This is a genomic window from Knoellia tibetensis, assembly GCF_048606415.1.
Lineage (GTDB): Bacteria > Actinomycetota > Actinomycetes > Actinomycetales > Dermatophilaceae > Knoellia > Knoellia tibetensis.
In genome coordinates this window covers 2,182,183-2,196,202 of record NZ_JBMBWF010000001.1, presented here as the reverse complement: position 1 = coordinate 2,196,202, position 14,020 = coordinate 2,182,183, and the positions used below count along the sequence as shown (strand labels likewise).

Below are 14,020 nucleotides of genomic sequence, written 5' to 3'. Positions count from 1 at the left end.
ACGGAGGGCCGGACCTCGGTCATGTCCAGGCGACCCCGAGCGCCCGCGCCGCCTCGACGCCCGAGCGGCAGCCGTCCTCGTGGAAGCCCCAGCCCCAGTGCGCCCCGGCGAAGGCCGTCCGCTCCGTGGTGATCTCGTCGCGGCGGCGCTGGGCGCGGACCGCCGCGAGGTCGTGGATCGGGTGCCTGTAGTCCATGACGGCGACGACCGTGTCGGGGTCGATGAGCGAGGTCGCGTTGAGGGTGACGTAGAGCGGGTCCGAGGAGGGCAGGCCCATGAGGCGAGCCATGTCATAGGTGACGACCGGACCCGTCGCGCCGGTGTCGTGACCGGGCCGGGCGACGCGGTAGTTCCAGGACGCGCGGGCCCAGCGCGCCGACGGCAGCAGCGAGTCGTCGCGGTGGAGCACGGTCTCGTTGCGGGAGTAGCGGAACGCGCCGAGGACCTCCTTCTCGGCCGGGGTCGCGTCGACGAGCAGGTCGAGGGCATCGTCGGCGTGCGTCGCGAGGACGACGTGGTCGAACCGCTCGGCGCCCCCGTCGCGGGTCGTCACGGTGACGCCGTCGTCGTCGCGCTCGACCGCGAGCACGCCGGAGCCACGGCGGACGTCGGGCAGGCGGGACGCGAGCGCCTCGACATAGGTTGCCGAGCCACCGACGACGGTCCGCCACTGGGGCGAGCCGGTGACGCTGAGCATGCCGTGGTGGTCGAGGAACTGGAAGAGGTAGCGGGCCGGGTAGTCCATGGCGTCCCCGCGTCCGCTCGACCACACGCACGAGACGAGCGGGACGGCATACAGCTCGACGAAGCTCTCGGGGAAGTCGCGCGCGGCGACGAACTCGCCGTAGGTCGTCTGGTCCTCGTCGGTCGTGCCTGCGAGGAACGCCGACGCCTCGGCGTGGAAGCGCCGCACCGAGCGGAGCATCGTGACGAAGTCGCGGTCGAGCAGCTGGCGCGGACGGGCAAGGAAGCCGGTAATGCCGCGGCCGCCGGCGTACTGCAGGCCGGTCGAGGGGTCGAGGATCGACATCGACATCTCGGTGTCGCGGACCTCGATGTCGAGCTCGGCGAAGAGCCGCTGCAGGTGGGGGTAGGTCCGGTCGTTGTGCACGATGAACCCCGAGTCGACCCGGACCTCACCGTCGCCGGAGGCGATCGTGTGGGTGTGGGCGTGGCCGCCGAGCCGCTGCTCGGACTCCAAGAGGGTCACGCCGTGCTGCCGGGAGAGCACGTGCGCAGCGGTGAGGCCCGAGACTCCGGAGCCGACGACGGCGGTGCGGGGGGCAGCGTCAGTCGAGGTCATGCCGTCCATTCGTGGCGCCGGTGGGACCGGATGGGTCCATCCTGAGCGCAGCCTGCACCAATCTCCGCGGGAGGCGGCTCCGAACGCCGACCGTGAGCACTTCGTCACCCGATCTTGCCCTGCGCATCGCCGACGCTCTGGTCCCCGTCCTGCGTGGGCCGTTGCCGATGGGGCTGAGGGTCTGGGACGGCTCACGGGCGGGGCCGGTGGAGGGGCCGGTCGTCGTCCTTCGCTCACCCCGGGCGCTCCAGCGACTCCTGTGGTCGCCGGGCGAGCTCGGGGCCTCGCAGGCCTACGTCACCGGCGAGCTCGACATCGAGGGAGACGTCGGCGAGGCGCTCGACCTCGCGCGCGAGGCCCTCACGGCCCGCGGCGTCACCGGGGCGGGTGTCGCGGTGCTCGTCCGCTCGGCGCCGCGGCTCGTCGCGCTGGCGCGCGAGCTCGGAGCGTTCGGCAAGCCGCTGCCGCCACCGGCCAGCCAGGCGCGGCTGCGCGGCCGGCTGCACTCGCTGGGCCGAGACCGGTCGGCGATCAGCCACCACTACGACCTCTCCAACGCCTTCTACGAGCTACTCCTCGACCCGCACATGGCCTACTCCTCGGCATGGTTCAGCGACCACCCGTCGGCCACCGGCCAGTCGCTCGAGTCGGCGCAGGCCGCCAAGCTCGGCCTCGTCTGCCGCAAGATCGGGCTCACCGAGGGGTCGCGCTTCCTCGACGTGGGCTGTGGCTGGGGCTCGCTCTCCCTGTATGCCGCGGAGCACTTCGGCGCGCGGGTCACCGGTGTGACCATCGCCGCGGAGCAGAAGCGGTTCATCGACGCCCGGGTCCGCGAACGCGGGCTCGAGGACCTCGTGACGATCCGGCTCCAGGACTACCGCGACGTCGCCGACGGGCCCTACGACGCCGTCGCCTCGATCGAGATGGGCGAGCACGTCGGGCAGGGCACCTACCCGACCTACGTCTCGGTGCTGCGCGAGGCCGTCAAGCCCGGTGGACACGTCCTCGTCCAGCAGATGTCCCGGCGTGGCCGCCACCCGGGCGGGGGCCCGTTCATCGAGTCGTTCATCGCTCCTGACATGCACATGCGCCCCGTCGGCGAGACCGTGGAGCTTCTCGAGGCCGGCGGGCTGGAGGTCCGCGACGTCCACGCGATGCGCGAGCACTACGTGTGGACCGTCGACGCCTGGCTCGACACGTTCGAGAAGAACTGGACGGCCGTCGTCGACCTCGTCGGCGAGGAGGTTGCCCGTGTCTGGCGCCTCTACCTCGTCGGTGGCGGGCAGGCCTTCCGTGACGGGCGGATGGGGGTCGACCAGATCCTTGCTCGCCGACCCGGCGGTCCGGCGCTCGCCCATGAGACGGTGCGCTGATGGGCCGCTTGCTCGTCGTCACCCTCCTCTCGCTCGCGACGGCAGCAGCCGTCATGGCGGTCACGGCACTCATCGCCCGTCGCCTCGGCAGGGTGAGCGTCGTCGACATCGCGTGGGGACTCGTCTTCGTCGCGATCGCCTGGGTCTGCGCGCTCGTCGGCTCCGGCACACGGTCGCTGCTGCTCGCCGTCCTCGTCACGCTCTGGGGCGTGCGCCTCGCGTGGCACATCCGTCGCCGCGCCCTCGGCGCCGGTGAGGACCCGCGCTACGAGAAGCTCCTCTCGGCCGCCCCTCCCGAGAAGCGGTTCGCGTATGCCGTCCGGCGCGTCTTCCTCGTCCAGGGCCTCGCGGCATACGTCGTCTCCATGCCGCTGCAGGTGGCCGCGGCCGCGGAGGCGAAGCCGCTGGGCTGGGTGGCGGCACTCGGTGTCGTCGTCTTCGTCGTCGGCGTCGGGTTCGAGGCGATCGGCGACCTGCAGCTCGCGCGCTTCAAGGCCGACCCCGCCAACAAGGGCAGGATCATGGACCGCGGGCTGTGGGCGTGGACGCGCCACCCGAACTACTTCGGCGACTCGGCGGTGTGGTGGGGCCTGTGGGTCGTCGCAGCCGAGGTGTGGCCCGGTGTCCTCACCGTCCTCTCGCCGATCGTCATGACCTACTTCCTCGCGTTCGCCACGGGTGCGCGGCTGCTCGAGTCCGAGATGGCGAAGCGTCCTGGGTATCCCGAGTACATGGAGCGCACGTCGATGTTCTTCCCCCTCCCGCCCAGCCGGAGTCCCGCGGGCTGACGACGTCGGTGCTGATCACGGCCCGTTTTTGGGTCGGCGGCCCGACCCCGATCTGCTCCCCATGTCACTACCGTCGATGACGAGGACAACCCTCACGTCATCGAAGGAGAGTGATCCCTATGGACCCCATCTGGTGGTGGGTCATCGCAGCGGTCGTGCTCGTCGCCGTCGTGCTGCTTCTCGTCCCGCAGATGCGGCGGCGTCAGGAGGAGTCGCGCAGGCAGAAGGCTGCCGAGGTGCGCGAGGAGGCCCAGGACCACTCGCAGGTCGTGCGGGAGCGCGAGGCCCACGCGGCGCAGGCCGAGGCCGAGGCGCGTCAGGCCCGAGCCGAGGCCGAGCAGAAGCTCGCCGAGGCGGAGAAGCTCGAGACCGAAGGGCACCGGCGCGGGCGCACGGCGGCGGAGGCGCGCGAGGAGTACGACGAGAAGCTGCAGCGAGCCGACGAGCTGGACCCTGACGTCGACACCGACGGCGACGGCCGGCGCGACCGCGACGGGTTGGGCGACGGCGACGGCCGGCGCGACCGCGACGACCTGCCCGGCCGCGACCGCGATGGTGACGGCCTGGCCGACCGGGACCGCGGAGGCTTCGGTGACGGTGATGGTCGCCTCGACCGCGACGACCTCCCGGGTCGCGACCGTGGGGACGTGCAGCACAACACCTGAGCACGGTGGTGAGAAGTCGTGGGTCGTCCCGGTCGCCGGGGCGGCCCACGACTGGGTGCGGGCGATGTCCGGACGGGGTCAGGCCCGGGAGACCGTCCCCGGCTCTGCCCCGGCGGCGAGCATCCAGGTGTCGATGGGGGCCACCACTCCTTCGGGGGTGTCGACGTCGTCGCCGACGACGAAGGTGCTCGTCCACGACTCCGGGGTCACCGAGCAGGCGAGGTAGCCGCGGTAGGAGTTCACCGGTGCGGTGCCGTAGGAGTACTCGGCCCTGAAGGCGCCGGTGTCCGCGGTCCCGCTGAACCGGTTGCCGCTGTTGCTCGTCATCGGGGGGCCGACGAACTCGGTGGCGACGAGCGCCGACGCCGTGTCCTGCCGCTGACGGACATGCGTGACCATGCCACGGTGGACGTCGCCGCTGACGACGACCGGGTTGAACGCCTGCTCTCCCCGACGGGCGAGTCGGCCGGCGAGCACGTCGGTCACCGCCGACCGGTCGGTGTCGTAGCCGGTCCACTTGTCGCCGGCCCCTGCGAAGCTCGGGAACCACGCGAGCGGGACACCGCTGCCGACGGCGGTCCAGGTCGTGCCTGACGAGGCGAGCCCGTCGAGGAGCCAGTGCATCTGCTCCTCGCCGAGGATCGTCGTGGCGGGGACGCGGTACTGCCGGTCGTCGACGAGGAAGAGCTCGAGCGACGAACCCCATCGGATCTGCCGGTGGAGGCGCAGGTGGGCGATGGATGTCCCCGGGTCGGTGCGGGGCGGGCCACCGCGCAGGGGCATGTTCTCCCAGTAGGCCTGGAGGGCGATGGCGAACTGCGTCCGCTTCTCGGGCTCCATGTCCGGGTCGCCGCCGAAGACGTTGTCGAAGAACTCGTGGTCGTCGGGCACGGCGAAGACCGGGTGGGCGGCATGCATCGCCCGCAGGTTCGGGTCGCTCTTGTACTGCCCGTAGCGGCGGCGGTAGTCCTCGAGCGAGCTGATCTGCCGGGCCGGGATGTGGCCGGCGCGGCCGAAGTCGTAGATGTAGTCGCCGAGGTGGAGGACGAAGTCGAGGTCGTCGCGGGCCGCGATGTCGCGCACGCCGTTGAGGTGGAACCTCCCCGACCCGGGCTTGGCGAGGTTCTGGCAGCTGACGACGGCGAAGTCCGCGGTCGAGGCCGCGCTGTCGGCGGGCGCGGTCCGTGTCCGGGCGGGGCCGCTCGACCAGCCGGGGAGCCGGAACTCGTACCAGTAGGTCCGCCCCGGGCGCAGCCCGCGGACGTCGACGTGGACCGACCAGCAGTGCTCCGGTCGCGCAGCGGCGACCCCCACCCGCAACGACGTCGCGGGGCTGGCCAGCCCTTCGGGCGACTCGGCCAGCCGCCACTGGACCGGCACCACACCCTGGCCGTCCATCCCGAGCCCGGGTTCGGTCGGCGCGGTCGTGAGCCGCGTCCACAGCACGACGGCCTCCGACGTCACGTCACCCGAGGCCACACCGACCCGGAAGGGGTCGGCCCCGAGCGTCGGCGAGGCGTGCGCGGCGGGGAGCTCGCCCGCGAGCGCTCCCGCCGCACCGGCTGCTCCCGCCATCCCGGCCGCGCTGAGCAGCGCCCGTCGTGTCACCCGCGTGGACCCCATCGCCGAACCCCCTACATCGATGTAAACGGAAAGCCTTTCTACCAACGATCCGTGGAGCGCGACACCCCTCACGACCACACGACGCGCGCGACCGGCCTCAGCCACCCCCGTTCACAACTCGCCAATTCCTCCCGTTCAGTACATCGACCCGTGTGCCGAACGGGAGGAATTGGCGAGTTGTGCTCGGTCAGTGCAGGGCCGAGCTGAGCGCGTGGATCGTGAGGCCCGCGAGTGCGCCGACGATCGTGCCGTTGATGCGGATGAACTGGAGGTCGCGCCCGACGTGGAGCTCGATGCGCTCGGCGGCCTCGCGCCCGTCCCACTGCTCGACGGTGACCGAGATGACCTCGGCGAGCTCCGAGCCGTAGGTGTTGACGAAGAACGAGACGGCCTCCCCGAGGTGCCCCTCGAGCCGAGTGCGCCAGGCGTCGTCCTCCACGAGGTGCCGTCCGAGGTGCTCGAGGAGCTCGTCGCCACGGGTGTGGAAGTAGGAGGTGGGGTCGTCCATCGCCGTCTCGAGCGCTGTCGCGAACGACCGCCACAGCCCGACGGCCGTCTCCGGCACCTGCGGGTGCGAGAGGAGACGCTCCTTGAGCGACTCGGCCTGCGCCATGACCTCGGGGTCGGACTGGAGATCACGGGCCAGGCGGGTGAGCAGCTCGTCGAGCGCGACCCGCGCCGGGTGGCCCGGCGTGACCAGGATGTCGCGCAGCCACGTGAGGACCTGCTGGTAGCTCCACGTGATGACCTTGTCGTCCACCCACGGCGGCGACCACCAGGGCGCGCGCTCGCCGATGACCGACGCGAAGGTCCCCGGGTTGTCGCTGAGCCAGTCGTGCAGCTGCTCGAGCCCGAGGTCCACGAGGCCGTGGTGGGTCCGCTCGTCGACGACCCCCTCGAGCAGCGACCCGGCGATCGGACTGATCGGCTCCTTGGCCAGGCGTGGCAGGAGGAAGTCCACCATGACCTCGCGCACGTCGTCGTCGGAGAGCCGGCCGAGCCCGGCGTGCGAGACCCGTACGACCTCGGTCATGACGCGCCGCCGGTGGGCGGGGACCGAGAGCCAGATTCCGAGCCGCTCCCCCACCCGGGCCGCCGCCAGCCGATCGCGGGCGATCTCCTCGGTGAGGAAGTTCTCGGTGACGAAGTCCTGGAGGTTGCGCCCGATCTCGTTCTTGCGCTTGGGGATGATCGCCGTGTGCGGCACCGGCAGCCCGAGGGGGTGGCGGAAGAGCGCCGTCACTGCGAACCAGTCCGCGAGAGCACCGACCATCGCCGCCTCCGCGCCGGCATTGACGTAGCCGAGCCAGCCCGAGTCGGAGCCGAGCGTCACGGCATACACGATCGCCGCGAGGACGAGGAGCGAGAGGGCGAGCGCCCGCATGCGGCGCAGTCCCACGCGGCGCTGGGCGTCGGCGGGCGACGGGGCGAGGAGGCTCACGGCCACGATCCTGCTACACAGGCCCTCCTAAACTGGGTCCGTGCACTTCCTCAACGGCCTCCAGCCCCAGTTCGACCTCACGTACGACGACGTCTTCATGGTCCCGAACCAGTCCGACGTCACGAGCCGCCTCGACGTCGACCTGAGCACCGACGACGGCACCGGCACGACGATCCCGCTCGTCGTCGCCAACATGACCGCGATCGCGGGTCGACGGATGGCCGAGACGACCGCCCGCCGTGGCGCGCTGACGATCATCCCGCAGGACATCCCGGTCGAGGTCGTCAGCGAGGTCATCGGCTGGACCAAGCGCCGTCACCTCGTCTTCGACACGGCGATCACGCTCGACCCGCACACCACCGTCGGCGAGGCGCAGGTCCTCCTCGGCAAGCGGGCCCACGGCGCCGCGGTCGTCACCGAGGGCGACCGTCCCGTCGGCCTCGTCACCGAGAAGGACCTCACCGGCGTCGACCGCTTCGTCCAGGTCCACGACGTCATGTCGCGCGACCTCGTGACCGTGACCGACGACGTCGACGTCGTGGGGGCGTACGACACCCTCAACGAGAGCCGCCGCAGGCTCGCGCCGGTGGTCGCGGCGGACGGCACGCTCGTCGGTGTCCTCACCCGCCAAGGTGCGCTGCGCGCGAACCTCTACTCGCCTGCCGTCGACGCGAACGGCTCGCTGCGCATCGGCGCCGCCGTCGGCATCAACGGCGACGTCGCCGCCAAGGCGTCGCAGCTCCTCGATGCCGGCGCCGACGTCCTCGTCATCGACACCGCCCACGGCCACCAGCGCAAGATGCTCGAGGCCCTCAAGGCCGTGCGCGACCTCGACCCACAGGTTCCCGTCGTCGCCGGCAACGTCGTGAGCGCCACCGGCACCCGGGACCTCATCGAGGCCGGTGCCGACATCGTCAAGGTCGGCGTCGGCCCCGGTGCGATGTGCACGACGCGCATGATGACCGCCGTCGGCCGGCCGCAGTTCTCGGCCGTGCTCGAATGCGCAACTGCCGCAAGGGAGCTCGGCAAGCACGTCTGGGCCGACGGTGGCGTCCGCCACCCTCGTGACGTCGCGCTCGCCCTCGCGGCCGGAGCCTCGAACGTCATGATCGGCTCCTGGTTCGCCGGCACCCTCGAGTCGCCCGGCGACCTCTTCACCGACGAGAAGGGCCGCCAGTTCAAGGAGTCGTTCGGTATGGCGTCCTCGCGTGCCGTCCGCAACCGCACGGCGACGGACTCCGCCTACGAGCGCGCCCGCAAGGCGATGTTCGAGGAGGGCATCAGCTCGGCCCGCATGTTCGTCGAGCCCGCCCGGCCGTCCGTCGAGGACGTCATCGACGAGATCATCTCCGGGCTGCGGAGCTCGTGCACCTATGCCGGCGCCCGCACCCTCGCCGAGTTCCACGAGCGGGCCACCGTCGGCATCCAGAGCACCGCTGGCTTCGCCGAGGGACGACCGCTGCACCAGTCCTGGTGACCGGCGCAGGTTGCCCGTGAGGCCCCGTCCACCCTGGACGTATGCCGTCCTCGCGGCCGTCGTCCTCACCCTCACCCTGGGCGTCGGCTGGCTCACGCGCCCGGCGACGGAGGGCCTCGACGGCGTTTGGGAGGCGAAGGCCGTCGACGGCGAGGTGCTCGGTGGCCGGGCCCTCGTCGCGGCCGACGACAACGTGGCGATCGACCTCGTCTCGGGCACCCGCATCACCCTCGGGTCGGTGAGCGGCGGCACGCGTGCCATCGGCGCCGGCCGGCTCCTCGTGCTGCGCGACGGCGGTCCGCGGCCCACCCTCGACGGAGCCGGGCTCGACGGCGGGTCCCGCTGGACCTGGCAGGGACCGCCGGCGCACCGACTCACCTTCGTCGCGGCCGCCTCGGCGACGACCGTCGTGCAGGCGTGCGGCGGAACCTCGGTCGCCTGCCGCCTCATCGGCGTCGGCACCAACGGCAGGGAGTCGTGGCAGGTCCAGCAGCCGACGGCGTCCGGCACCGAGGCGCCCGTCATCGGCGCCGACGGCAACCTCCCGACGGTCGGCGCGCTGCCCACGAAGGACGGGACGGTCGTGCTCGTCGACCCGACGAGCAGCCGGATCACCCTGCGGCCACCGGCCGAGGCATCCGTCGGCCGCGACGGCACCCTCACGCTGAGCGCCGCGGCCGACGGGGGCTGCCACCGCACCACATTCACCACCCTCGACCGTTCCTCGACGACGACCTCGCCGGGCTCGTGCGACGCCGAGCCTCCGGCGTCCACGACCGACACGACGGCACGCACAGCGGCACGCAGCCATGCCTGGTGGTGGCCCTTCGGAGACGGGCGGGCGACGCTCGAGGTGGGCGGCCGGCATACGGGTCGGGTGGTCGGCGAGGACCCGCTGCGGGCGCTGCGCGTCGACGACGACGGGATCACGGTGCGGGAGGGTGAGGTCGTCCGGCGCTACGCATGGCAACGTTGAGCCATGACTTATGACGTCGGCGCGGTGCGCAGCCTCTTCCCGGCGCTGCTCGAGGGAGCGGCACACTTCGACGGGCCCGGTGGCTCGCAGACCCCGACCCCGGTCGCGGAGGCGGTGCGGGACACCTTGGTCTCCGCGATCTCGAACCGCGGTGACGTCACGCCGAGCGAGCGCCGGGCCGACGCGGTGGTCACCGAGGCGCGTGCCGCGATGGCCGACCTCCTCGGCGCCGACCCGCGCGGCATCGTCTTCGGGCGCAGCGCGACCGCCCTGACCTACGACCTGTCGCGAGCGCTGGCGCGGACGTGGGCGCCCGGCGACGAGATCGTCGTGACCCGCCTCGACCACGACTCCAACATCCGGCCGTGGGTGCAGGCGGCCGAGTCCGTGGGCGCGGTCGTGAAGTGGGCGGACTTCGAGCCGGACACCGGCGAGATGCACTCGGCCGCGGTCACCTCGCTGCTGAGCGACCGCACGCGGCTCGTCGCGACGACGGCCGCGTCCAACCTCATCGGCACGAAGCCCCCGGTCTGCAAGATCGCCCGCGCCGTCCACGAGGTCGGCGCCCTGCACTGGGTCGACGGGGTGCACGCGACGGCGCACGCCTCGGTCGACCTGCCCTCGCTCGGCGTCGACTTCTGGACCTGCTCGCCCTACAAGTTCCTCGGCCCGCACCTCGGCGTCCTCGCGGCGTCACCGGAGCTGCTCGAGACCCTGACGATGGACAAGCTGCTGCCGTCGAGCGACGCTGTCCCCGAACGGTTCGAGCTCGGGACGCTGCCCTACGAGCTGCTCGCCGGCACGACCGCCGCGGTCGACGTCCTCGCCGGCCTCGACCCGTCGGCCACCGGGTCCCGCCGCGAACGCATCCTCGCCGGGTTCGTGGCGCTGGAGGAGCACGAGCACCGCCTCCTGTCGCGACTCGAGGCGGGACTGCGGGGTATGCCGGGTGTCCGCCTCCTCTCGAATGCGCGCAAGCGCACGCCCACCCTGCTCTTCACCGTCGAAGGGCTGACCCCGCAGGAGGTGCGGCGCGGCCTGGCCGAGCACGGCGTCAACGCGCCGGCCTCGCACTTCTACGCGATCGAGGCCTCACGGCACCTTGGCCTCGGTGAGGAGGGCGGGGTGCGCGTCGGGCTCGCTCCCTACACGAACGACGACGACATCGACCGCCTCCTGTCGGCCCTGTCCGAGGTCACCACCACCCGTTCCTAACTCACCAATTCCTCCCGTTCGGTACGCCCGCCCCTGTACCGAACGGGAGGAATTGGCGAGTTGGGCACGGCTCAGGTCGGGCGGCGCTCGACGAAGCCGCCGGACCGGACGTCGGCGATGCTCGCCGCCCCGACGAGACCCATCGTGAGGTCGAGCTCGGCGACGACGTCCTCGATGACGGCCTGCACCCCGTCGGCGCCGTCGAGGGCGAGACCGTAGATGTGCGGCCGCCCGAGCAGGGTCGCGTCGGCGCCGAGCGCGAGCGCGACGAAGACGTCGGCACCCGAGCGCACCCCGCTGTCGAGCAGGACGACGGGGTCTGCCCCGATGCGGTCGCGGATCGCGACGAGGGCGTCGAGCGAGGCGACCGACCGGTCGACCTGGCGACCACCGTGGTTCGACACGATGATCCCGTCGATGCCCGAGTCGACGGCTCGCTGCGCGTCGTCGGGGTGCAGGACTCCCTTGAGCAGCACCGGAAGTGACGTCCGCTCCCGCAGCGTCTCGATGTGCTGCCATGACAGGCCGGGGTTCGAGTAGATGTCGAGGAAGGTCTCGACCGCTGCCCGCGGCTCGGGCGAGCGCAGGTTGTCACGCACCCCGCCCGGGTGCCGCCGCGCCTGGTTCACGAGGGTCCGCGCGCCGCTCGCGACGGCGACGGCCTTCGCGGCTCCCTTGGTGCCGGCCAGCGGCGAGGGCTCGTCGCCGGCCGCGGCCACCCGATCGCGCACGATCTCCATGAACCGCGGGTCCGAGGTGTACTGCGCGATCCCGATGCCCTGCGTGAACGGGAGCGAGCCGAGGTCGAGGTCGCGGGTGCGCCAGCCGAGCATCGTCGTGTCGAGCGTGACGACGAGCGCCCGGGCGCCGGCCGCCTCGGCCCGTCCGATGAGCGAGTCGACGAGCGCCTCGTCGACCGACCAGTAGAGCTGGTACCACCACGGCACGCCCCCCATCGCGCGCGCCGTCTCCTCCATGGGCACACATCCCTGCGTCGAGAAGACGTATGCCGTCCCCGCGGCCGCCGCTCCCCGCGCGATCGACTCGTCGGACCGGGGTCCGACGAGGTCGGCGGCTCCGACAGGGGCGAGCATGACGGGTGCGTCGAGCGGGGTCCCGAGGACCTCGGTGCGCAGATCGCGAGTCGTGGTGCCGTGCAGCATCCGCGGCACGACCTGCCACCGGTCGAACGCGGCGCGGTTCGCGTCCACGGTCGCGCCCGCGCCCGCACCCCCGGCGACGTAGGCCCAGGCGCGGTCGCTCATGGCCGCGCGGGCACTGGACTCCAGCTGGTCGGGGTGGGTGGGTACGCGCGGCGACTGACCCAGGGTGCCGCGGCGGTAGATGGCGCCCTGCCGGGCACGGCCGGGTCCGACGGGTGGCACGGGAGGTCGCTGCTCGCTCACCCGCGCCACGCTAGCGACCCCACCTGCACTTCTTGCCCCACAACCACCGGGAAGCCCGCGAAACGCGCCCTCCCCGGTGGTCCCCGGGCAAGGAGTCACGTGAGGATGGGGGCATGGTCGCGCTGCTCGCCCCGCTCGAGGCACCCGTCGAGCCCACCGACGCCCTGCGACGGATCGCCTTCCTCCTCGAGCGGACCCGCTCCGGCACCTACCGGGTCGAGGCCTTCCGCAACGCGGTCAAGGCGCTCAAGCAGCTCGACGACGGTGAGGTGGATGCGCGCGTCGCCGCCGGGACCCTCCAGCAGATCCCGGGTATCGGGAAGTCCACGTCCTCGGTCATCGAGGAGGCCGCGCGAGGTGAGCTGCCGGCATACCTGGAGTCGTTGCAGGACAAGAGCGGTGGTCCGCTCGCGACGGGCGGTGAGGGCCTCTATGCGGCGCTGCGCGGCGACTGCCACCTTCACTCGGACTGGTCCGACGGCGGGTCGCCCATCGACGAGATGGCGCTCACCGGCATCGAGCTCGGCCACGAGTGGATGGTGCTCACCGACCACTCGCCCCAGCTGCGCGTCGCCAACGGTCTCACGGCCGAGCGGCTCACGAAGCAGATCGCCATCGTCGATGCGATCAACCGCGGTGTGGGAGAGTCGTTCCGGCTCTTCAAGGGCATCGAGGTCGACATCCTCGACGACGGTGCGCTCGACCAGACCGACGAGATGCTCGGACGGCTCGACCTCGTCACGGCGTCGGTGCACAGCAAGCTCCGGATGAACTCGGCGCCTATGACCAAGCGCATGGTCGCGGCCGTCCTCAACCCGCGCGTCAACGTCCTCGGCCACTGCACCGGGCGCCTCGTCACCGGCTCGCGCGGCACCCGCCCGCAGTCCGACTTCGACGCCCGCGCGGTCTTCGAGGCGTGCGTCGAGGGCAACACCGCGGTCGAGATCAACAGCCGCCCCGAGCGGCAGGACCCGCCGGACGACCTCATCGAGCTCGCACTGGAGATGGGCTGCCTCTTCGCCGTCGACTCCGACGCACATGCGCCAGGACAGCTCGACATGAAGGCCTACGGGTGCGAGCGCGCCGAGCGGCTCGGGGTGCCGGAGGACCGCATCATCACGACCTGGGACGCCGACCGCCTCCACGCCTGGGCCAACCCCGAGTCCTGACCCGCGGTCACCCCCGGCACCGCCACGGTCCTTGCGAAGGCGTCACCGGTCACGCCCTTGCGAGGACCCCGGCACGGGAACAATGACGCCATGACCGCTCTGCATCTCACCGTCGACGTCTCCGCCGCGGAGCCGCCCTACGAGCAGGTCCGCGCCCAGCTCGCCGGCCTCATCGCGCGGGGCAGCCTCGCCGAGGGCGACCGGCTGCCCACCGTCCGTGCCCTCGCCGGCGACCTCGGGCTCGCGGTCAACACCGTCGCCCGGGCCTACAAGGAGCTCGAGGCCGAGGGCCTCGTCACCACACGCCGCCGCGCCGGGACCGTCGTCGCCGGCGGGGGCCACGCGACCGACGTCGCCCTCCACCGCCATGCGGCGGCCTACGCCGCGTCCGTGGCCAAGGCCGGTCTGAGCGACTCGGCGGCCATCGACCTCGTCCGCGCGGCCCTGCGCGAGGCGCGCGCCTGACCTCCGCGAGCCGCGTCCGGGAGGCGAGCGGACGGCATACGACGGGGTCCTCCTGGGCACGGATCGGGCTCGTTTTGGAACCTGCGCACAAGTCCCTTATGCTTTCCGAGTCCACGACG

General features: G+C 72.2%; 12 protein-coding genes. 8 read left to right on the top strand and 4 right to left on the bottom strand.

Features of this window, described 5'->3' with window-relative positions; translation table 11 throughout:
• Positions 1-19 precede the first annotated feature (19 nt).
• Complete coding sequence (locus ACOJV7_RS10220; protein ID WP_420190035.1) at positions 20-1,303, bottom strand: NAD(P)/FAD-dependent oxidoreductase; 1,284 nt, start codon at positions 1,301-1,303, stop codon at positions 20-22.
• Positions 1,304-1,395: 92 nt separating this feature from the next.
• Here ACOJV7_RS10220 and ACOJV7_RS10215 point away from each other — a divergent pair, with 92 nt between their 5' ends.
• From ACOJV7_RS10215 to ACOJV7_RS10205, 3 genes are all read left to right on the top strand, one after another.
• Entirely contained in the window at positions 1,396-2,676 is a 1,281-nt protein-coding gene (locus ACOJV7_RS10215; RefSeq protein WP_420190034.1) for a class I SAM-dependent methyltransferase, read from the top strand.
• Entirely contained in the window at positions 2,676-3,464 is a 789-nt protein-coding gene (locus ACOJV7_RS10210; RefSeq protein WP_420190032.1) for a DUF1295 domain-containing protein, read from the top strand. The genes ACOJV7_RS10215 and ACOJV7_RS10210 overlap by 1 nt, the downstream gene beginning before the upstream one ends.
• 119 nt (positions 3,465-3,583) lie before the next feature.
• Complete coding sequence (locus ACOJV7_RS10205; protein WP_420190031.1) at positions 3,584-4,129, top strand: hypothetical protein; 546 nt, start codon at positions 3,584-3,586, stop codon at positions 4,127-4,129.
• Between the two features lie 78 nt (positions 4,130-4,207).
• Here the strand turns inward: ACOJV7_RS10205 and ACOJV7_RS10200 are convergent, their stop codons facing one another.
• Entirely contained in the window at positions 4,208-5,752 is a 1,545-nt protein-coding gene (locus ACOJV7_RS10200; RefSeq protein ID WP_420190030.1) for an alkaline phosphatase D family protein, read from the bottom strand.
• A 187-nt stretch (positions 5,753-5,939) separates the two neighbouring features.
• Positions 5,940-7,193, bottom strand: a complete 1,254-nt coding sequence (locus ACOJV7_RS10195) for a DUF445 domain-containing protein (RefSeq protein WP_420190029.1) — start codon at positions 7,191-7,193, stop codon at positions 5,940-5,942.
• A 40-nt stretch (positions 7,194-7,233) separates the two neighbouring features.
• Here ACOJV7_RS10195 and guaB1 point away from each other — a divergent pair, with 40 nt between their 5' ends.
• From guaB1 to ACOJV7_RS10180, 3 genes are read left to right on the top strand one after another with little or no spacing between them, the layout of a single operon-like run.
• A complete protein-coding gene (guaB1, locus tag ACOJV7_RS10190; RefSeq protein WP_420190028.1) occupies positions 7,234-8,670 on the top strand; it encodes a GuaB1 family IMP dehydrogenase-related protein in 1,437 nt (478 codons plus the stop codon).
• Positions 8,671-8,686: 16 nt separating this feature from the next.
• Complete coding sequence (locus ACOJV7_RS10185) at positions 8,687-9,646, top strand: hypothetical protein (protein ID WP_420190027.1); 960 nt, start codon at positions 8,687-8,689, stop codon at positions 9,644-9,646.
• A gap of 3 nt (positions 9,647-9,649) precedes the next feature.
• Positions 9,650-10,861 carry a cysteine desulfurase-like protein gene (locus ACOJV7_RS10180; RefSeq protein WP_420190026.1) on the top strand — a complete coding sequence of 404 codons (1,212 nt, stop codon included), beginning with the start codon at positions 9,650-9,652 and terminating at the stop codon, positions 10,859-10,861.
• A 71-nt stretch (positions 10,862-10,932) separates the two neighbouring features.
• On the opposite strand, the gene ACOJV7_RS10175 is transcribed toward ACOJV7_RS10180, so the two are convergent.
• On the bottom strand, positions 10,933-12,267 hold the full coding sequence (locus ACOJV7_RS10175) for an alpha-hydroxy-acid oxidizing protein (RefSeq protein WP_420190025.1): 1,335 nt from the start codon (positions 12,265-12,267) through the stop codon (positions 10,933-10,935).
• 113 nt (positions 12,268-12,380) lie between these two features.
• Between ACOJV7_RS10175 and ACOJV7_RS10170 the strand changes: the two genes are divergently transcribed.
• Positions 12,381-13,436 carry a PHP domain-containing protein gene (locus ACOJV7_RS10170; protein ID WP_420190024.1) on the top strand — a complete coding sequence of 352 codons (1,056 nt, stop codon included), beginning with the start codon at positions 12,381-12,383 and terminating at the stop codon, positions 13,434-13,436.
• Between the two features lie 90 nt (positions 13,437-13,526).
• Entirely contained in the window at positions 13,527-13,901 is a 375-nt protein-coding gene (locus tag ACOJV7_RS10165) for a GntR family transcriptional regulator (RefSeq protein WP_420190023.1), read from the top strand.
• The last annotated feature ends 119 nt before the right edge of the window (positions 13,902-14,020 follow it).